We start from the raw sequence: 20,330 nt of genomic DNA on the forward strand, positions 1-20,330 counted from the left end.
TTTTGAGGTGGTTGTTCTTGGTAAAGGGGTTAGGAGCTTGGTTTTGCTCCCTTTCTTCTTGGTTACACCCAAGTTGTTCTTGCTATTGAGGGTATGAGCTTGGTTATTCATCATTTCTTCTTGGTTTTCATCCCACCTCTCTTGGTAAGGCCCTTACTTTCTTGGTAACGCGCTCGTTTTTCTTGGTGGGCTGAGTGTGTGTCTTGGTGGTTTGATTTTCTTTTTGGTAAGGCGCTTCCTCTCTTGGTAACTCGCTCTTTCTTCTTGGTATGCACTACTTCCTTCTTGCTCCCCCACCTCTTGATCATGCCCGCCTCCAAAACTAACTAAAAAAGCTTGCCGCTTCTCTCACACAGTGAGAAATAGCGACAAGCTTTTAGATTATTCGCTTACTGGAATGACAGCACCTTCATAATTTTCATTAATGAAGTTTGTGATTTCTTCTGAGTGTAGGACTTCGACTAGCTTTTGAATGTCTTCACGATTTTCGTCACCAGCTTGTGTGACCACTAGGTTTGCGAATGGATTATCCGAGTCGCCTGCTTCTGTGATCAGACCATCATTTGTAGGGTTTAGATCAATTTCAAGTGCATAGTTTGCATTGATAATGATCGCATCGCCCTCATTGTTCTGATACGCTTGCGGAAGTAGAGCTGGCTCAACATTATTCACAAAGTTTAAGTTCTTAGGATTGTCTTCAATGTCATCTAAAGTTGCTTCGTAACCAACACCATCAGCAAGTGTAATTAATCCGCCTTCAGCTAACAGATTAAGTGCTCTTCCTTCTTCAGCTGAAACGTTACTGAAAATAATCGTTCCGCCATCTGGAATATCGTCAACGCTATCAAAATCCTGAGAATAAAGGGCGAATGGCTCAATATGAATCGCTCCAGCTACTGCAAAATCATAGCCTTCTGCTTCAATTTCTGAATCAAGGTATGGCTGATGCTGGAAGAAGTTCGCATCAATTTCACCTTCGTCTAATGCGATGTTTGGTATTTTATAGTCTTGTGCAATGGTTACATCAAGCTCAATGCCTTCCTCTTCTAATAGAGACTCCGCTTCTTCTAAAATTTCAGCGTGAGGAGTGTTTGAGGCACTAATTCTCAAAACAGTTGTTTCTTCGTCACTTGCGCCGTTATCTCCGCTCGTTGCGTCCCCACCATCATCAGATGTACCGCAAGCGGCTAAAGCCAATACTAGACCTGCTGTTCCAAGCGTACCAAATAATTTCTTTTTCATGTTTCTTTCCCCCATCCTTTTTTATCGTTTATCTGTGATATATGTGAGAAAATCGCCAATCCACTGAATGATAAAGACAATCAATAGAATTACGATTGTTGCCACCAACATAACGTCGCTGTTATTTCGTTGAAAGCCTTCCTGATAGGCGAGTGTACCTAATCCGCCTCCTCCAGCTACTCCGGCCATGGCTGTATAACCGATTAATGCAATAGCTGTCACGGTAATACCTGAAATAATAGCAGGAGTTGATTCTGGTAATAGCACTTTAAAGATAATGGTTGATGATGAGGCGCCCATTGATTGGGCAGCTTCTATCACGCCTTTATCAATCTCACGCAATGCAATCTCAACCATCCGTGCATAAAACGGTGCAGCGCCAATGATCAAAGCAGGTAAGGCGGCTGTTGGACCAAGCATTGTCCCAACCAAAAATTTAGTAAAAGGGATAATGAGAATTAATAAGATAATAAACGGGATAGATCTTGTGATATTTACATAGGCCGCAATGATGGCATTTAAAGGCTTGTTTGCCCAGAGACTATCTCTTGAAGTTAAATATAACAGTAATCCGAGCAGAATACCAAGAATAAATGTAGCAAATAGAGAAATTGACGTCATATATAGGGTTTCATATGTGGCTTCCCACATTCTATCCCATCTTACATTCGGTAAAAGTGATTCAATCACGGCGTAACACCTCCGCTTTTACTTCTTTATCATTCATAAATGCTAGCGCTTTTTGCTTTTCAGTCTCATCGCCCGTTAGTTGAATAAACAACGTTCCATAAGAACCACCTTGGACCTTGGTTATCTTTCCATGGATAATGGAGACATCCACTTGGAACTGGCGAATGAGCTGGGAAATTAAAGGCTGCTCTGCATTTGTGCCTGAGAAGGTTAGTTGAACCACATCTCCGTCCTTTGTTTCGTTCAAGATATCCTTTATGGTTTCCTCTGTATCATCCTGCTCTGTAATTTGTTTAAGAAATTCCTTTGTCATTTTTTCCTTAGGGTTTTTAAACACATCAAGTACAGGACCTTTCTCAACGATCTTCCCGTTTTCCATGACGGCAACCTCATTACAAATCTTGCGAATGACGTGCATTTCATGGGTAATTAGTACAATCGTTAGGTTTAGCTTTTGATTAATATCTACTAACAGATCTAAAATCGATTCCGTGGTTTTTGGATCAAGTGCTGAGGTTGCCTCGTCACACAGGAGAACCTTTGGATTATTAGCCAATGCTCTTGCAATACCCACACGCTGCTTCTGACCACCACTCAGCTGTGAGGGATAGCTTTTATCACGGCCTTCTAGACCTACAAGCTGTATGAGCTCCTTGACGCGATTGTGTTTCTTTTCACCTTTTACCCCTGCAATCTCTAGAGGAAAAGCGATATTATCATAGACAGTACGTGACCAAAGAAGGTTAAAGTGTTGAAAAATCATACCCATACCTTGGCGTGCCTTTCTAAGCTCTTTATTGGTTAACTTAGAAATGTCCTGTCCATCTATTTCAACTGCGCCATCTGTTGGGCGCTCAAGCATATTTAGTAAGCGTATCAGTGTACTTTTACCAGCACCACTATAGCCAATGATACCGAAGATGCCACCTTTATTAATGGTGAGATCGACCCCATCAACAGCTGTTACCGCTCCGCTTTTTAAGGCAAAAATTTTCTGTAATCCTCTTAATGCAATCACTTACTGCTCCCCACTTTCTAATCACCTTTATACAACAAAAAAACCTTCCTGCAGATAAGCAGAAGGTTTCATTATATCCCTCTCTCATCTGCCAGAGTGAATCACTCTGCTGGATTTAGCACCTGCAGAACAAATTAATGTTCCGTGGTTGCCGGGCATCAAAGGGCCAGTCCCTCCGCCACTCTCGATAAGAGTATATTTAATTATCCATAACATTATTTATTGAATGCGAGAATCATAGCACGGGAATGACTTTTGGTCAATCTTTTTATACGGTCTTTTGAACTGGTACATTCTTCTGACGTCTGCTAAAAACAAAATAAAAGTAGATGGAGCCAATTAAATAGAGGCCTGCTGTAATAGAAAAGACAATCGCATAGCCTGTATAAGAACCATATGCGAGGACAATCCCCATTGATACGGGACCCATGACAGCCCAACCAAGCTGAAAGACCATCTGACCAAGCGAATTAGCAAGACCACGCATAGATGGGTCCACTAGCCGCATCATCAACGCAGAGTGTATCGGGTTTCCGGCGTTCATCAAAGCTTGCCTGAATAAGAAACCAATCACTGCTAGCCAGAGTATTTCTGTATACGCACTTAAAAGTAGGAAAGGCAAGGAACCAAGCTGAAGCAGCACCACCGCTTTTACTTCTCCAAATCGCTTCACTACACTTGGACCAATCAGCAACGCCACTGCGGTCATGCCTTGCCCCAGTGCTAGGATAAATCCTACTAACGAATAGCTAATGTCAAAACGATCCGTAAAATATAAATTTAAGTAGGGGATAACTAAACCAGATCCAAACCCAATTAATAGACTAGCGATCGCAAATAAAACGATGAGCTTTAGTGATTCTGCTTTTTCCTTCATCTGCTTAAAGCCTGCTAGACGTCTTGTTAGAATATGCTGTAGCTTACGTTCTTCTTTAATTTTAAATAATGGCAGTAATCCAAAGCACACAATTAAAACGCCAAGTAGAAGTGTGATACGCACACTAGAAAGCATGGAGATCCCAAACCAGGCATGAAGGGCATCTGTTGATAATCCACCGAATAGATTCCCAATGACATTCGCCGCCATCATAAATGCTGCGTTTAAGCTAAACAGATGAACTCGCTCAGATTCCTTTGAGTTCTCTGCCAATAGCGGAATGGCCGTCACCTGAACAAAGGCCATAAAGAACCCCGTAATAAACGCTCCTACGATCAAAAGGTCTTCCGCAACTCCGATACTTCTAAACAGTAAGCTAGCGGTTACAAGTAATGAACCAATGACGATGAGCCGCTTCTTCCCAAGGCGATCACTCAACAGACCGACCGGCAGTAAGGCAATCGCCGTAGCCGTTGCCTGCATCGCGATCACTCGTCCATTCACATCATCGGAATACCCTAGTTCTCGTATGTAATAATTATAAATCACCATAAAGATACCCATCCCGACATTTAGTAAAACTGATGCGATGAGGAATAGACGTATATTTTTATTATATCCTTTTAACTTGCTTGACCAATCTTTTGTAAATTGTGCCATCTATGTTCTCCTGAACTCTCATGTATATTTCGCCACCCTAAGTAACTATATACGAACTCTTTCAGGAATAGAAGGCATATGCATTAACTTTTTTAACAAAAAAACGAGCTCCTACATGTTATCCACGTGAAGCTCGCTTTTAAAGAAGAATTAATCTTCTTCGCTGATCATGGTGTTGTACTCATCTGCTGACATTAATTTGTCTACATCTGAGGCATTACTTGGCTCTACAACAATCATCCATGCTTTCTCATATGGTGATTCGTTCACAAACTCTGGAGAGTCATCTAGATCCTCATTAATTTCAACTACTTTTCCACTAACTGGAGCATATAGCTCAGAAACCGTCTTTACGGATTCAACACTTCCAAAAGGCTCGTCCGCTTCGATTTCGTCTCCTACTTCTGGAAGCTCAACAAATACGATATCTCCTAGTTCGGATTGAGCAAAGTCAGTGATTCCAATTCTAACTTTGTCCCCTTCTGTTTTAACCCACTCATGTTCTTCTGAATACTTAAGTTCTGCTGGTAGCTTACTCATGACTAAATCCCTCCATCTACTTGTTCAAATCTGCATTCATTATAACTGAACTTGCTCATAAAAAAAACGAGTTAGTGCCAGTTTTGTTCAAATTCTGCTTCTTTAAATCCTACAGTGACCTTTTGTCCATCCGTAGTGATTGGTCGTTTAATTAGCATCCCGTCAGACGCGAGTAGCTCTAACATCTCCTGTTCACTCATCGTTGCAAGCTTATCCTTTAGTCCTAATTCGCGATATTTTTGCCCACTCGTATTAAAAAATTTCTTAAGCTCTAGTCCGCTTTTTTGATACAAATCCTTTAATGTGGCTGCTTGCGGCGGGTTTTCTACAATATGTACTGCTTTTACATCGACTTCGTGTTCCTCTAACCATTTCTTCGCTTTGCGGCATGTTCCACACTTTGGATAATGATAAAACGTAACACTCATTCTCCGCCAACCTCCTTTTGATTCATCCTTTTTATTATGTCCGATTTTAAATCACTCCACAATTGAAATGCATTTCATGGATAAAATCAGCCAACTTATTTCAAACTAACCATGCAGGACATACTTTTGTTAGGAGGATTGATTATGCAACAACAACCAGGAAACGGGATGCAACAAAATCAACAACAAGGATTTATTTCAGAACCACCACAGGTCATTTCAAACAAAGACCATCTTTACCTTAATGACATGCTGTCATGGAATCTGCTCGCAACAAAAAAAGCCTATTTCTATGCGGAAAATTGTCAGGATCCCGAAATCAAAGAAGCGATTTCACAGGCCGGTCAAATGCACCAACGCCACTATGAACGCCTACTTACCCACCTTAAACCAACCACCGAGCAGCCAACTGTTCAATAATGTGAAAAGGAGACACTCATGAAAATTCAAAATCAAGAAGTTCAATATCCTAAAAACACACACATGACCGACCGTGAATTTATTACAGACATGCTCACAACCGAAAAATACATCACATCCGCTTACGACATCGCTGAAAATGAAGCCAGCCACTCCCAGCTCTACCAGGACATCAACATGATCTACCAAGAGTCTCAGGATTGCCAGAGACATCTATACACACTCATGTTCCAAAAAGGACTATACGCCATCGAAAGCGAGTCCCCACAAAAGCTGCAGCAAAGCTACCAGCAATTCTCCGGCTATAGCAACCAGCTTCCCTATACAAACACACATTAATTTTTTGAGGAAGATGAATTGTGAATGAGTTTATAACAGTATTCTGAGCAAAGTGACCAGTGACGCTGGTTGCTTTGTTTTTTTGTGTCGTGGTTTTTAGCTTCCTCGCGATGTATTCCGCTTTTCTTTCAATGTATTTTCTGCTCCGCACGATGTATCCGCTCTTCTTCCGATGTACTTCTGCCTCCGCGCGATGTATCCGCTCTCCTTCCGATGTATTTCTACCTCCTCGTGATGTATCCGCTCTCTCTTCTTCCGATGTATTATCTACCTCCGCCTTTCACTTATAATATTTCAGCTCTTATTCTCTAATATCTGTTCCCTAATTATTTTTTCAAAAAATTTCAAATAACCTATTGACAATTTCTACACACAGGTTCTATAGTTAGTTACATGAGTAATGAACCAAGGAGGTTAATATGACTCAATCATTTGATGAGGGTCAGCCGATATTTCTGCAAATTGCTAGACGAATAGAGGATGACATCATTAATGGCGCAACAAAAGAAGGAGAGCAGGTACCTTCTACAAATCAATTCGCCAAACATTATCAGATTAATCCTGCTACAGCAGCAAAAGGCATAAACCTTTTAGTGGAACAAGAGATTTTATTTAAAAAAAGGGGTGTGGGTATGTTTGTGGCCGAGGGGGCAAGGGACCTTCTTGTGAAACAACGTCAAATTGAGTTTTATCAGCGATATATAGTGCCTTTATTACAGGAAGCTGAATACCTTCAACTGAGTAAGGATCAAATTAAAAAAATGATTGATGAAGGGGGAACTATCTAAATGTCTTTTCAAGCAACGGTTCAAAATGTCTCTAAGTCTCTTAATAAAAACAAAGTCCTTTCAAGTGTCTCTTGCTCCTTTGAAAAGGATGTAATATACGGGTTACTCGGAAGGAATGGTGCTGGAAAAACAACACTCCTTAACATGATTTCTGGTAAATCTCTTCCTGATGAGGGCTCAATAAAAATTAGTGGCCAAAACCCTTTTAATCATGAACATTCCCAAAAACAAATTTGTTTCATTCGGGAAAGTCAGAATTTTAAACCTACTCTGTCAATAAGGGCGATCATAAAGATGATGCCAGCATTCTACCCCAATTGGAACCAACATAAAGCAACCGAATTATTAGAGCTTTTTGAGCTCCCTCTAACAAAAAAGGTATCACAGCTTTCAAAGGGAATGGAATCTGCACTAGGCATTACAGTAGGTATCGCCAGCCGTGCACCTCTTACTATTTTTGATGAACCCTATATTGGGATGGATGCACATGCGAGGGATGAATTCTATAAAGAACTGCTTGATGACTACACAGAGCACCCTCGTACAATCATCCTATCCACACATCTTATTGATGAAGTCAGTGACTTATTTCAAGAAGTATATTTTATGAAAAAAGGCGAAATCGCTTTGCATGAAACAATTGATAATCTGCAACAGAGAGCCTTTTTAATTCATGGTCCTAAGGATGCGATAGAATCGCTTTATCCTAAAGGCCACGTATTAGATAAATCGAATTTCATGGGGGATTATAGCTTGACTCTATATGTACATGAAGATTCACTGGATGACTTTTCAATCCCCACAACGTGTAAAAAACATAAGCTTTCACTTCAGCAGCTTATGGTATACCTAACAAATCACAAGGAGGAGAACTCACTATGGGTCAAGTAATCGCTCAGCTTCGCTTGCATTCATCTGAATTAAAGCTTAACATTACAATCTTTTGGACGATATTGGTTTTAGTTGTTATTGGTTTTTACTCAATTGCTGCTATCTTTGGTGCCGTGAGTATGTTCGTAATTACAAATGTCCCCATCTATGTTTTCATTGCTATTACAGCTTTCCGCCTAGTAAAAGATGATTTTGGTTACTCCATACACCTTGGATCAACAAGAAATCGTTTTGTGTTAAGTAGTATGATGTACATTATTGCTGTATCTTTGCTATTCAATATCTTTAATCAATTATTATTATTTACCATATCGATACTACAAGGAAATCTAGTCGGGCATTTTTTAACTACTAGTACATGGTCCTCTCTTCTTAGTCAAGATACAGGGACTTGGTCTGTTTTCTCTAATCAATATATGAGCTATCTTCTGAATTTCGGATTAGACTTACTTCTTTCTATCTTTTTTGGCACCCTCTTATATTTTTTAGCGAGTTTATTGTATCGCTTTGGTCAGCTAGCCGTTTACCTAGCATTACTAGCCATTATCTTGGTTTTATTAATCCCTCCTGTCCATAACGAGCTTTTTGATCACATTGTTTTGTTTCATCGAGGTACTAACCTAACAATACTTTGGGTCGTTATGGCTTCCACTATTCTTATTCCGTTTCTAAGCTTATTCACTCTATCAAAAGCCTCTGCCTCATAACAAAAAGCAGGCAAATCGCCTGCTTTTGAGACTTCTTACTGCGGTGATTCCACCACACCACACGCTACTCGATCTCCAGCATCACCAGTAGATAAAGACTCTTCATCTGGTCCTGGCTCTTCTTGGTCATCTGATTGGTAACGATCCGGGATATGTCCATAATTATCTGGATCAGCATGAACCATCACAGTGGTTTCATCAATTAACTCTTCCGTCGTTACACGGTCAAAGCTAAATGTCATTTGAGCCGTTCCATCTTCATTTACAAAAAGTGCAGGCATGTCCCCCGCATGGTCACCATGTGAATTTCCATCTTGATCATAATGCCCTTCAGCTGAAGTAAATGCACCCTCATCATGCTCATGATCACAAGCAGGTGCTTCATGTATGTGGAATCCGTGGAATCCCGGTCCAAGTCCATTTACGGAAGCTTCTACATGTAAGTTACCGTCAGGGGCTCTAAGAAAACTAACTAACCCTACTGAATTCCCCTCATCATCCATTAGCTCTGCTCTAGCTTCTTCATCCTCTGTCTCTGGTATCGCTTCAGGCGGATCAGCCGGAGCTCCGGTTTCAGGCGCTTCTTCATCGCTACCACAAGCCACCAGGATCACACTTAAAATCATTAAAAAGCTCAATTTCATTTTCATGATGTAGACCCCTTTCCTATGTTGTCCTTCTCTATTACCTTAGGCCAAGGGGTATAAAACATCTTTTCGTATTGGGAAAAAGACGTGAGCGTCCAAAAAAAGTCCAACAGGCTGTCATAGCAGACTTGTTGGACCTTACTAAACGCTATTTATTTTAACTAAGAATTTCAGATAATGGTGGAACCACTTGTTTTTTTCGTGAGACAACTCCAGGTAAACTCGCAACATGGTTGTCCAGTTTCACTTGAAACGCATTTTCTACAGCTTCGGTTGATGCTCCAAGGGCCAACACAACTGAATCATTAGCAAGAATATCTGTAATCACTAGCACAAAAAGATCCAAGCCTTTTTCTGCAATGACTTTTTCCACTTCTGCTTCAATCTCTACTTGGCGAGCGACAACATCCTGAACATCCACCGTGTTTACTTGAGCAATTTCAACTTCTTTGCTGCCCATTGAGAACTCTTTTGCATCGATCGTGATTAGCTCTTGAACTGTTTTCTGACTTAGGTCTGCTCCTGCTTTAAGCATGTCCAATCCGTAAACCCCGGCATCCACACCAGCAATGACTTCAAGTTCCTTCGCTGCCGCTACATCTTGATCTGTGCATGTAGGTGATTTGAACAGAAGGGAATCAGAAATAATAGCCGAGAGCATTAATCCTGCCAACTCCTTTGTTACAGTCACATTGTTTTCTTTAAACAATTTCAAAAGAATAGTAGCTGTGCAACCAACCGGCTCCGCACGATAATAAAGTGGGTCATTGGTTTCAAAGTTTGCAATACGGTGATGGTCAATCACTTCTACCACTCTGACATCATCTAGATCATCTGCACTCTGCTGCTTCTCATTATGATCAACCAGGATGACTTCTGATACTTCATTGGCAACCGTATCAACAAGACGAGGCGCCTCCGCATTAAAGTAGTCCAATGCAAACGCCGTCTCCCCATTTACCTCACCAAGACGAACAGCCTCTACATCTGCTCCAAGCTGCTTCTTTAAGGCTGCATATACAATCGCAGATGTAATCGTATCTGTATCAGGATTTTTGTGTCCAAAAACAAGTTGTTTGCCCATAAGTCTCTCCCTTTTATCCGTAATAAATATTCCCATACGATCATACCAAATCTTTTCCTTTAGGGAAACATCCAGTGATATAAAACACGGAATGTCTGGTCGGGATACTTGTCATTTTGATGGATCTAGGTTTTATTCTGTAGCATGGCTTGTTACACTTAAGACACAACAATTAAAAATGGGAGGTCTTCATGAAGCTAACACTGTGGTTTATTGCTGGAATTACTTCAGGTATATTCATACTAGCTATTCTGAGACGCTTTGGCCTTAATCCTTCAATCGCCCCGCTATTATATGATTTGTTAGGTGAACCAACGCCCATTGTGAGCACTCTGATTATAATAGGAATTGTGTTTTTCACATATATTGTGTATAAAACTCTTTATACAACTTATTTGAATAACAAATAACACCTAACCCAAAAGGTAGGTGCGTTCATTTCAGTATAAAAAATAGACCATCCCTTGAGACCACAAAGTTCTAGGGTATGGTCTATTCCGACCTTACAGAGCCAACCTCTTAATGAGGTGGTTGTACAAGACCTTGGGTGGTCGAACACCCAGGGTCTCTTTTTATTCTAATCGCTTAATACCTTTGTTACCCCACTCTTCCCTTAGTACCGCATAATAATACTCGTCCCACCATTCACTTCCACTCGGAATACACTTCTTAAAATGTCCTTCTCTTCTCATCCCTATCTTCTCCATGATTTTGTAGGATGCGTGATTCTCTGGCTGGCAGGTGGCTATGATGCGATGAATATCCATGTTAGAGAACGCAAAATGAATGACCGCAGCTGCGGCCTCAGTGGCATAGCCTTTGTTATAAAATGATGGATGAAATACCCAGCCTATCTCATAGGTATGTCTTCCGAAGTATGGGAAGAAGGAAATATGTCCAATAAGTTGGTTTGTATCCTTTATTGTTACAGCGAATTGCTTTGCATCTTCTCCTGAATGATCCTGCACAAACTGTTTGGCTGCCTCTTCAGAAAATACTTCTTCAGGTAAGTAATGCATGACAGTCGGATTGCAAGTATAAGCGTGTACATCTTGCCAGTCCGTTGATTTGAACGGTCGAATGGTCAGTCTCTTGGTATGAAGGTACATTCTATTTTTCCCTTTCCACAGTTACTCGGGCCAGTGTTTTGGTCTTTGTACATGCCCTGGCAGCTTGGTTTTGCTATTTCCTCTGGCTGCGTTTACCTGTGCTTGCGTTAAGAAAATCGTATCTCGTAAGTCAGCTCTACTAATATTTGTATCACGCAAGTCGGCACCTAATAATTCAGCTGATCGCAAATTCACCCCTCGTAAGTCAGCAGCAATCATAAGTGCTCCTCTTAGATTGGCACCACGTAAATCCTGCTTTCTACAATCAGCACCAACAAAATCGACTGATTTAAATTGATTTCTATTTGGTCTTTTTTGACCTACAAATTCTCCGACTAACCTTAACAAAACGCTAATATCACTCCGTAAGCTGGAAACATCCAGCTTTAATAAAGCAGAAGGTGGAAGAAGGGTACATCCTTTTATTTCCTCATATGCCTGCTGTAGCTCTTGGTGAAGGGACTTGGCTTCTTTTCTCAACAATGCCTCATCTAAGTAATAAAGTATTTCGTGGAGCTGTTGCATGATAGGAAAAACAGCAAACATCTCTTCAGCCGTCTCGGGTTGATCCCTCCAACTAACACCTTCATACGTAAACTGAGATACCTTCTGTCCCGCTCCAAAGCATTCATACACTGTACATCCCTTATAACCATGCTCCTGCAAGGCCGTATGAATACGACACTGATAATTTGCCTGTAAGTTCTGACACGCCGTACCAGCAGCCTTGTCCACGGGAAAATCAGCTGATCTAGCATACGGTAAAGCCACACAGCATAAGCCAAAGCATTGGCTGCAATCAGAAAGAAGTGTATTATTTATTTGTTTATGTGCAGAGTTAGACATCATAACACCTCACTTATTGATCGTTTCAAAACAATCGCTTATTCTTATAAAATAAATAAATACGAGGAGGTTTCGACATGACTGATCTTGAAAGAAGAATAAATAAAATTAATGTAATGTAGCCACAAGATGCAAAAGCGTTATTAAAACTACTATGTGCAAATTATGATATATTGCAGCATTCAGAAGATGAGCTAAATCAATTAGTCGAGGAAGTCATTTCATGGATTGATCAATTACCATCATAATCTTTGAACAAGCTATTTCTCTAACAGTAGCCTTTTGATTGTTTTTATTTGCCCGCGATGGCTTATTTCATCTTCGATCACATGAAACCATAAATAATAGTTATTATGATAAACCCCATTATCCCATTTCTTTTCTTCAAATAACCAGCTATCTTCAATTGATTTAAGATAGGTTAGCGTATTTTTTCTAACCTTGTGTAATTCCTCAATATAGTAGTCTACAGGACGATCCTTTATTTCTTTTCTTGCCTTACTTCCTAGCTCTAAGGCGGTGCCCCATTTTCGATATTCTTCTTTAGTTAAATCTCGAGTTTCAAATGAAATAACCTGATGAACATACTCTATCGATGTAATATGAGCGAGCAATGCACCAATTGAATTTGATTTCTCATTCGCTAAATAGTCTAATTCGTGTTGAGCTAAATCAGTGATTTCACTAACTGTGACCTCTCTAGTGTGCTCAAGCATAGAGACAAGCTCCCCGATCTTATCCGTGTAATGCTTTTTCGTTTTTATTCTGTAATCAATCATCTGTTACCCTCCCATTCACTGGTAAGATAACGATAACAAAAAAACGAAAAAAACAAAGACTGATAATCGTTACGTATGTGTAGTATACTTTAATTAAGAGTACAAGATTGGACTCTGTTGAAACAACTGACTACATTAATTCTTCTGATAGATTTGTATGATCTCGTGACCAAGCGAGTTATCCATGGTAAATATATTTTCTAAACAAGTCATATATAGTATAAACTGAATCTCTGCTCCTTTTTCTTCTTTTGTCCCTTAAAAGGTAATCGTTCTTTCCTGCCACCTATGTAAACCCTAACCATCAATCGTCCAATGAATGAGTAATCCAGCATGAGCCAATCCCCCACCAAATCCATACAATAATAATTTGTTACCCTTTAGGATGCTTTTCTTTTATGATAAATAATAAGCTGATAATAAGTTAGATACACGGATCTTAAAATATTTATAAATTCGTTACTATTAGTTTGATTGAAGAGCATTTCGACAATCAAATCTCCACATTTCATTTGAATGAGTTTGCACTAGACATTTACTGATTAAGCTAACCCTACGTACCAGCTAAATAAATCATTAAACTTATGATCACTCTTTAATTCAGGATGTCTTTCAACAAATATACAGTAAATCTGTAAATATGCAGGAATTGCTTTTTTAACTATCGTATCTTCATGTAAATCAAATAAGAAATAACTACCTTGGAATCTTAATAGAATATAATCTTTATCTTCCTTTAGGAAACTAGTTTCTTTTTCTTCGGTCAAACTGAATTTTATTGAAGGTAATTTTTGAGAAGCGTATGCTTCAATTAGAGTACCTTTTGTATAATTAGAATTTCTTGACGTCCCTAGACCTATTTCTATTATGTTTTTTATACATATCATTAAATTCTCCTCCTTTGTTTGATAAAGGTAGGAGTAAAGAGATTTATTCATATATAAAACTCTTAACATATTAGTAATATCTTTCGCTTCTCGCTCTTTTCTTTCTAATGCTGTCTTGTAATCTCTAAAATCTTCTCTAATTTTTAGGATAATCTCCTCATTTTCAGAATTCAATATTTCACTATTTAACTTACCTAATTTAACTTTAAATAATTTAGTTATGTGAAATTTCATTATATATATTGGTGTCTTTCCAGTCATTAATATATCATGTGCCTTATTAATTAATATGAACAACTCTTTATCGCTCGTTACCATTTCATTCTTATTGTTAATTTCAATTATTAAATGTTCCGATTCTTCATTCTGCTTATCTCTAGAATTTCTATCTAAACTCCCAGTCAGAAGTTTATCTAAATTCTCTAAATCCGATTTTATTTCGTTTAGTTTATTATTTTGGATTTTACTATCTCCAACCAAATACTTAACTTTTTCATTAGTTGATGTATTTAAATGTATTGAAAAAATCACATTAAACTCTTCGTTATTTATAATCTGAGATATAAGTTCTTGTCTCGTATAACTGAATATTTTAGTTTTAACCCTGTTCTCATAGATTTCTGATTCAACTTTAAATATAGATAAAGCTAGTTCAATTAAATCTTCTTCAAAGCCTTTTTTATTGAAAGTACTTTTTTCCAGATTATCAAGTGAAGAAAGATAGCCTAGTGCTTTTTCTACCTCTACAAATGGATTTGATGCTTCAATGATACTTTCTAACTTTTTATCAGATTTCTTGTTAATTTCTTTTAAATAATTTGCTACCCATTTACTTTGATCTCCCTCTTTATCTACTATCTCAATTACCTCAGAGTTTATTCTTTTTAAGGCTTTAAAAACCGATCTATATACTCCTCTTATTAGTTCTAGATTCAAGTTTCTTTTTTCTTCGTCATTTTTAATTATGAATTTATTTAGTGCATTATCAAAAACTCTCTCAATTGGCTCTTCTATTATTTTTTTCTCAACTATAGAAGTAATTGCCGATCCTAACATTCCAGTTATAACAGATAAGCCCAACATATATTCCCCTCCAATGGTATATATAATAAAGCGCCAAGATCCTGTTTAAGGATCTTGGCGCTTTATTATATAATGGAGACGGTGGGAATCGAACCCACGTCCAGAAACAACGACACTTACGCTTCTACGAGCGTAGTTACTGTATTAGCATTTCGCCGTCATCTCGGCCCAGTAACAGGCTTTGATACGGCTAGCCCGATTATTCTCTTCCTGCCCCTTCAGACTGCAGGGGAAAGGCGTAGCCCACTATAAGTGAGTCCCAGATCCTACCACATGGGCGATGGAGGGTGGAACCGCAAAAGAGCTGTTACGCTGCTACTGCGAAGTTGTTGTTTTCTTTGCCAGTTAATTGGCTTTGGCGTTTTAACGTGGCCGACCCCCACGGCTCGCAACGCAAGCACGACCTGTTCCTGTCGAATCCAAAACGTCCCCGTGTCAGAAAAAGTTCCGAGGTTTTTGTCCCTCAGAACTATAATGATAACACAAAACATGATGTAAAGCCAGTGTGAGTCAGCCTTTCATCCGTTCCCTTAATGCGCGTTCTACGTCTCTTTTAGCATCCTGGCGCTTTAGGGTTTCACGTTTGTCAAAGTTCTTTTTCCCTTTTGCCACGCCGAGTAATACTTTGGCAAAGCCGTTTTTAATATACACTTTTAGTGGCACAAGGGAGTAGCCCTGTTGCTGGGTTTGTCCGATGAGCTGGTTGATTTCTTTTTTCTTTAAGAGTAGCTTACGAGCACGTGTTGGCTCGTGGTTGAAGCGGTTGCCCTGTTCGTATTCTGAAATATGAGCGTTGTGCAGGTATACTTCGCCATTTCGAATACGGGCGAATGAGTCTTTTAACTGCATACGGCCAGCACGCATGGACTTGATTTCGGTTCCTTGAAGTACCATTCCGGCTTCGAAGGTTTCTTCTACAAAATAGTCATGACGTGCTTTTTTATTTTGTGCTATTACATTGTCATCAGTTTTTGGTTTTGCCATTGTCCGCACCTCAATTTGTCTTCGTTTATCTATCTTAGCAAAGGCTTTGAGTGAACGTCAATTAGACACTGTTGGTGTTTCTGGGATATAGGTATGCTCATGCAAGAAGTTCTAGCTGTCGCTCCCAAAATCGGGGGCACGCTTACCGCGGGCAGACATTGAAAAAGTCATGTAAGAATGAGCTTACTGGCGCCGCTACAGGAGAACCCTACGCTTTCCGCGGGAACGGCCTCAGCCCTCGAAGTGGAAAACCACCACTTCGATGTCTTCAGACGCGTTCTGTTCCGCAGGAGTCTACGGGTTCTCCTTCCGCTAACGTACTGACTTAAACAATGGATGAACGTTCACAGTCTTGGAAAGATCGTTTTTTAGTGGCTTCCTCTTCATCCCGCAGGTGTCGGCCCTCCGATTTTGTGCGCTTGTTATGAGAACAGCATTAATAATCCCCCACACCAACTACTTCTTCTTCCGTTTGCCTTTTTTACGCTTGGCGCCTGGTGCGTTTTCGTAGAATGGTTTTTTCTTTTTCTTGCGGCCACTTGAGCCTGAGGAGTCTTTGTCTTTTGCTCCGGATGTTTTTAATGGCTGGCGTCCTGTTTTGCTTGAGCGTGGTTTGCGTTTGCCGCCATCAATGACTTTTGGTCGGCTTTTGCTTTCACGTTTTGGACGTGCTTTCATACCAGTTAGTTCAAAATCAATGGATGATTCTTCTACGTTTACTTGAACGACGCGAATTTCAACTTGGTCGCCTATACGGAAGACCTTGCCTGTTCGTTCCCCAATCATTGCATACTGCTTCTCATCATAATGGTAATAATCATCGGTGAGGTAGCTGACGTGAACAAGCCCTTCGATGGTATTCTCAAGCTCAACAAACAAGCCAAAGTTGGTTACACCACTAATGATACCTTCAAACACTTCGCCAATTTTGTCCTGCATATATTGAGCTTTTTTTGCACTATCTGTGTCGCGTTCAGCGTCAACTGCGCGGCGCTCCATTTCTGATGAGTGCTTTGTAATCTCTGGTAAGCGCTCATTCCAGTGATCCTGAGTCGCCTTGTCCACTTTTCCACGGATTAAATATGTTCGAATTAAGCGGTGAACAATTAAATCCGGATAGCGGCGAATTGGTGATGTGAAATGAGTGTAAAAGTCTGCAGATAATCCAAAGTGCCCGAGACTATGTGGATCGTATTTTGCTTGCTGCATGGAGCGAAGCATAATTGTACTAATGACCGCCTCTTCAGGTTCCCCTTTTACTTCAGTTAAAAGCTTCTGCAGGGCACGTGGATGAACGGTATTCGCTGTTCCGCGTACCACGTAACCGAAGTTTGTAATGAACTCTAGGAATTTCTCCAGCTTTTCCGTCTTAGGGTCTTCGTGAATTCGATAAACAAAAGGTAAATCCATACGGTGGAAATGCTCTGCTATCGTTTCATTTGCTGCCAGCATAAACTCTTCAATCAGCTTCTCAGCCAGTCCACGTTCACGAATGACTACGTCTACTGGTTTGCTTTCTTCATCCACTAATACCTTGGCTTCTTTAAAGTCAAAATCGATGGCGCCGCGCTCGGTTCTTTTCGTGCGTAAGATTGCTGCAAGCTGCTCCATTTCTTTAAACGTTGGAATTAACTCCTCATAACGTTTGCTGACTTCATCATCCGTTCCAAGTAAAATGGAATTTACATCCTTATAGGTCATTCGCTCTGTTGTGCGAATCACACTTTCAAAGATGTCGTGGTTCACCACTTTTCCTTTTTTGTCAAACTCCATTTCGCACGAGAGCGTTAATCGGTCTACTTGCGGGTTTAAAGAACAGATGCCATTTGAAAGTCGGTGCGGAATCATAGGAATCACTCGGTCTACAAGATAGACACTGGTTCCTCTTTCCGCCGCTTCCTTATCAATAGCTGATCCTTCGGTTACATAGTGCGTCACATCGGCAATGTGAACACCAAGCACGTAGTTACCGTTTTCAAGCTGTTTTACCTGCACAGCATCATCAAGGTCTTTTGCATCGGCACCATCAATTGTAACGATCGTTTCACCGCGTAAATCTCTGCGTCCCGCAATGGCAGCTGGATCAATTTCATCTCCAACCTCTTCAGCCTGCTGTAATGCTTCTTTAGGAAATTCTAGCGGAATGCCGTGTTTATAAATGATGCTGAGAATATCCATACCTGGGTCATTTTTGTGACCTAGAATTTGTTTAACCGCACCCTCAGCGCCTGAACGATTTTGGGGGTATTTTGTAATTTCAATAACGACTTTATGCCCGGAAACAGCACCTTTTTCTTTACCTTTTGGAATCAAAATGTCATCGGGAATTCGTTTATCATCCGCAATGACCATTCCGTATGCTTCATAATCTACATACTCACCTACGATATCGCTTGTGCCTCTCTCAACGATACGGATAACCTGTCCCTCTTGTCTTGAACCCGAATTACGCGAATGCAGTCTAACAAGGACGGTATCTCCATTCATCGCACCTTGCATATCTTCGGCTCCGATGTAAATATCCTGTTCTTCCTGCTCTTCAGGTATGACAAAGCCAAAGCCTTTGGCATGTACCTGTAATCTACCTCGAACTAGGTTCATCTTTTCAGGCACGCCATAGCGGTTCGTTCTAGTCTGAACTAAAATGCCTCTACGCTCCATCTCATTAAGAGTTTTAACAAGTTCTTTAAATTCCTCACTACTTTGTGTAGGGAACACAACTTCTAACTCTGAGACAGAAAGGGGCTTTTCTGCTGTGTCTTTAAAATAATGTGTGAGTTTTGTTATTTGTTCTTCATTCATGTCTGTCTGACTCCTTTCATCTCTCTCTACTGTGTCTTCCCTTTTAGATCTATTATTGTTCCCAATCACATGCTTCTAAGAAGTCTAAGATATCCTGATGGAGCTGCTCTTTCTCATCGCTTAGTGTAATCACATGTGTGGAGTGCTCGTACCATTTTATTTGCTTACGATCTGACTCCGCCTCGTCATGTATAATGTTGGCGCTATTTGTATCAATCATTTCGTCATTTGTCGCTTGAACAACAAATAATGGCGAATAAATGTAATCTAATTGGCTACGCACATCGTTCATTAACTCTTTGAGCTGGAACAAGGTATCCATTGGAAGCTGCTTGAAAGCAGACATTTCTTCTTGAATCGTGTCTTCTGATTTTTGCTCCCTTTTCTTATAAGCTTCTGCATACTCAAGCATTCCCTCATAAATCGCGTCTTCCGTACGTGCTTTTACAGGTGCACACATAGATACGATACCCTTTACAGGTAGAGTGTAACCGATTTTTAAGGAGAATACCCCTCCAAGCGATAATCCGCAAACCGCTATGTCATGATATCCTTTATCTTTTAGTTCATTGTAGCCATCTTCAACGTCCTTCCACCAGTCTTTTGGTCCGGTTTGAACAAGTTCCTCTGGTGGAACCCCATGCCCTTTATAAAGTGGTGCATAACAAGTATAGCCTTCTTTCTGGAGAAATCGGCCAAGCATCCTTACATCTGCAGTGGTTCCTGTGAACCCATGCAGAAGTAACACAGCTTTATCGCCTCCTTCAAAGAAAAAAGGCTTAGGTGCTACTAACTTCATCTAAAACATCCTCTCTATCCTGTGCTTCCATAAAAAAATCGTGAATGTATCCTAAGAGCTGACTTTGCTCAAAGCCATGACAAATCATATGTCTGCCATCCTTCAGATAATAAATGTGCTTCTCTTCGGCTGCAATATTTTTAAATAAAAATTCCGAGCTTCTTCTAGGTACAAGCGCATCTCGTTCTCCTTGTATGATTAAAACAGGAGTTGTTACATGTCTAATGTACGGTCTTATCTTCTTAACAGCGGTCATAAACTGACGCAGAGCATGCATCGGTGTGTGTATCACTTTATAACGGTATAGATCAACCATTTGATCAGGACTAGATTCCCCTGTTATTTGAGTATGAACCATTTCCTTAATAGAATCCATTAACATAGATGGATTAAGGTAATAGGCCGCCGCATTAAGCAGAACCAGTTTTTTAATCGGGTATTTTGCTGCAATGTAACACGCTAACAAACCACCCATGGAAAAGCCAATTACATACACTTCATCGCATCGATTTAATAGCTCTTCTGTTGCAACCTCGACCATATATAGCCATTCCTGATACGTCACCTGGCGCAAATCCCCATTAGGCCCATGACCAGGTAAGGTCGGAGCATAAACCAGCCAATCCTTTTGTTTGCGTAAAGACTCTGCAATCGGTTCAACTTCCCACGGTTCACCTGTAAAGCCATGAATACAAAGACACCCTTTCAAC

Annotated in this window: 22 protein-coding genes, 1 other RNA gene and 1 riboswitch; of the genes, 6 read left to right on the forward strand and 17 right to left on the reverse strand. The window is 40.2% G+C overall.

Features of this window, described 5'->3' with window-relative positions; genetic code table 11:
• Window positions 1–381 precede the first annotated feature (381 nt).
• From FN960_RS01440 to FN960_RS01465, 6 genes are all read right to left on the reverse strand, one after another.
• Window positions 382–1,242, reverse strand: a complete 861-nt coding sequence (locus FN960_RS01440) for a MetQ/NlpA family ABC transporter substrate-binding protein (protein ID WP_143846589.1) — start codon at window positions 1,240–1,242, stop codon at window positions 382–384.
• A 21-nt stretch (window positions 1,243–1,263) separates the two neighbouring features.
• On the reverse strand, window positions 1,264–1,932 hold the full coding sequence (locus FN960_RS01445) for a methionine ABC transporter permease (RefSeq protein WP_306461595.1): 669 nt from the start codon (window positions 1,930–1,932) through the stop codon (window positions 1,264–1,266).
• Window positions 1,925–2,950, reverse strand: coding sequence for a methionine ABC transporter ATP-binding protein (locus FN960_RS01450; RefSeq protein ID WP_143846590.1), 1,026 nt, complete (start codon window positions 2,948–2,950; stop codon window positions 1,925–1,927). The genes FN960_RS01445 and FN960_RS01450 overlap by 8 nt, the downstream gene beginning before the upstream one ends.
• 81 nt (window positions 2,951–3,031) lie before the next feature.
• Window positions 3,032–3,144: riboswitch (SAM riboswitch) on the reverse strand.
• Between the two features lie 74 nt (window positions 3,145–3,218).
• Complete coding sequence (locus FN960_RS01455) at window positions 3,219–4,487, reverse strand: MFS transporter (protein ID WP_143846591.1); 1,269 nt, start codon at window positions 4,485–4,487, stop codon at window positions 3,219–3,221.
• 150 nt (window positions 4,488–4,637) lie between these two features.
• Window positions 4,638–5,027 (reverse strand): glycine cleavage system protein GcvH, encoded by a 390-nt coding sequence (gene gcvH / locus FN960_RS01460; protein WP_143846592.1) that lies wholly within the window; start codon window positions 5,025–5,027, stop codon window positions 4,638–4,640.
• Window positions 5,028–5,098: 71 nt separating this feature from the next.
• Entirely contained in the window at window positions 5,099–5,455 is a 357-nt protein-coding gene (locus FN960_RS01465) for an arsenate reductase family protein (RefSeq protein WP_143846593.1), read from the reverse strand.
• 144 nt (window positions 5,456–5,599) lie between these two features.
• On the opposite strand from FN960_RS01465, the gene FN960_RS01470 reads away from it, so the two are divergent.
• The 5 genes from FN960_RS01470 (at window position 5,600) to FN960_RS01490 (ending at window position 8,600) form a co-directional block, all read left to right on the forward strand.
• Window positions 5,600–5,875: a hypothetical protein gene (locus tag FN960_RS01470; protein WP_143846594.1), complete on the forward strand. Its 276-nt coding sequence runs from the start codon at window positions 5,600–5,602 to the stop codon at window positions 5,873–5,875.
• Between the two features lie 18 nt (window positions 5,876–5,893).
• Window positions 5,894–6,214, forward strand: a complete 321-nt coding sequence (locus tag FN960_RS01475) for a spore coat protein (RefSeq protein ID WP_143846595.1) — start codon at window positions 5,894–5,896, stop codon at window positions 6,212–6,214.
• A 419-nt stretch (window positions 6,215–6,633) separates the two neighbouring features.
• The gene (locus tag FN960_RS01480; protein ID WP_143846596.1) at window positions 6,634–7,002 is read left to right on the forward strand and encodes a GntR family transcriptional regulator; all 369 of its coding nucleotides are present in this window, start codon (window positions 6,634–6,636) and stop codon (window positions 7,000–7,002) included.
• A complete protein-coding gene (locus FN960_RS01485; RefSeq protein ID WP_143846597.1) occupies window positions 7,003–7,893 on the forward strand; it encodes an ATP-binding cassette domain-containing protein in 891 nt (296 codons plus the stop codon).
• Window positions 7,881–8,600, forward strand: coding sequence for a hypothetical protein (locus FN960_RS01490; protein WP_143846598.1), 720 nt, complete (start codon window positions 7,881–7,883; stop codon window positions 8,598–8,600). Before FN960_RS01485 ends, FN960_RS01490 begins: the two co-directional genes overlap by 13 nt.
• Window positions 8,601–8,635: 35 nt before the next feature.
• Here the strand turns inward: FN960_RS01490 and FN960_RS01495 are convergent, their stop codons facing one another.
• Together FN960_RS01495 and FN960_RS01500 are read right to left on the reverse strand one after the other, a co-directional pair.
• Window positions 8,636–9,250: a superoxide dismutase family protein gene (locus tag FN960_RS01495; protein WP_143846599.1), complete on the reverse strand. Its 615-nt coding sequence runs from the start codon at window positions 9,248–9,250 to the stop codon at window positions 8,636–8,638.
• Between the two features lie 154 nt (window positions 9,251–9,404).
• Window positions 9,405–10,331 (reverse strand): manganese-dependent inorganic pyrophosphatase, encoded by a 927-nt coding sequence (locus FN960_RS01500; protein ID WP_143846600.1) that lies wholly within the window; start codon window positions 10,329–10,331, stop codon window positions 9,405–9,407.
• 191 nt (window positions 10,332–10,522) lie between these two features.
• Here FN960_RS01500 and FN960_RS01505 point away from each other — a divergent pair, with 191 nt between their 5' ends.
• Window positions 10,523–10,741, forward strand: coding sequence for a hypothetical protein (locus tag FN960_RS01505; RefSeq protein WP_143846601.1), 219 nt, complete (start codon window positions 10,523–10,525; stop codon window positions 10,739–10,741).
• 162 nt (window positions 10,742–10,903) lie between these two features.
• Here the strand turns inward: FN960_RS01505 and FN960_RS01510 are convergent, their stop codons facing one another.
• From FN960_RS01510 to FN960_RS01550, 9 genes are all read right to left on the reverse strand, one after another.
• Complete coding sequence (locus tag FN960_RS01510; protein WP_143846602.1) at window positions 10,904–11,440, reverse strand: GNAT family N-acetyltransferase; 537 nt, start codon at window positions 11,438–11,440, stop codon at window positions 10,904–10,906.
• A 21-nt stretch (window positions 11,441–11,461) separates the two neighbouring features.
• Window positions 11,462–12,289 (reverse strand): pentapeptide repeat-containing protein, encoded by an 828-nt coding sequence (locus tag FN960_RS01515; protein WP_438799588.1) that lies wholly within the window; start codon window positions 12,287–12,289, stop codon window positions 11,462–11,464.
• A 257-nt stretch (window positions 12,290–12,546) separates the two neighbouring features.
• Complete coding sequence (locus tag FN960_RS01520; protein ID WP_143846603.1) at window positions 12,547–13,065, reverse strand: DinB family protein; 519 nt, start codon at window positions 13,063–13,065, stop codon at window positions 12,547–12,549.
• 542 nt (window positions 13,066–13,607) lie between these two features.
• Entirely contained in the window at window positions 13,608–15,035 is a 1,428-nt protein-coding gene (locus FN960_RS01525) for a hypothetical protein (protein WP_143846604.1), read from the reverse strand.
• Between the two features lie 70 nt (window positions 15,036–15,105).
• Window positions 15,106–15,467: a transfer-messenger RNA gene (ssrA, locus tag FN960_RS01530) on the reverse strand.
• Window positions 15,468–15,545: 78 nt separating this feature from the next.
• The gene (gene smpB / locus FN960_RS01535; protein ID WP_143846605.1) at window positions 15,546–16,019 is read right to left on the reverse strand and encodes an SsrA-binding protein SmpB; all 474 of its coding nucleotides are present in this window, start codon (window positions 16,017–16,019) and stop codon (window positions 15,546–15,548) included.
• Between the two features lie 456 nt (window positions 16,020–16,475).
• Window positions 16,476–18,821 (reverse strand): ribonuclease R, encoded by a 2,346-nt coding sequence (gene rnr, locus FN960_RS01540; RefSeq protein ID WP_143846606.1) that lies wholly within the window; start codon window positions 18,819–18,821, stop codon window positions 16,476–16,478.
• A 52-nt stretch (window positions 18,822–18,873) separates the two neighbouring features.
• Window positions 18,874–19,620, reverse strand: coding sequence for an alpha/beta hydrolase (locus tag FN960_RS01545; RefSeq protein WP_143846607.1), 747 nt, complete (start codon window positions 19,618–19,620; stop codon window positions 18,874–18,876).
• Window positions 19,601–20,329, reverse strand: coding sequence for an alpha/beta hydrolase (locus FN960_RS01550; RefSeq protein ID WP_143846608.1), 729 nt, complete (start codon window positions 20,327–20,329; stop codon window positions 19,601–19,603). Before FN960_RS01550 ends, FN960_RS01545 begins: the two co-directional genes overlap by 20 nt.
• Window position 20,330 lies beyond the last annotated feature (1 nt).

This window comes from Alkalicoccobacillus porphyridii (assembly GCF_007293315.1).
In the GTDB taxonomy this organism is placed as follows: Bacteria; Bacillota; Bacilli; order Bacillales; family Bacillaceae_D; genus Alkalicoccobacillus; species Alkalicoccobacillus porphyridii.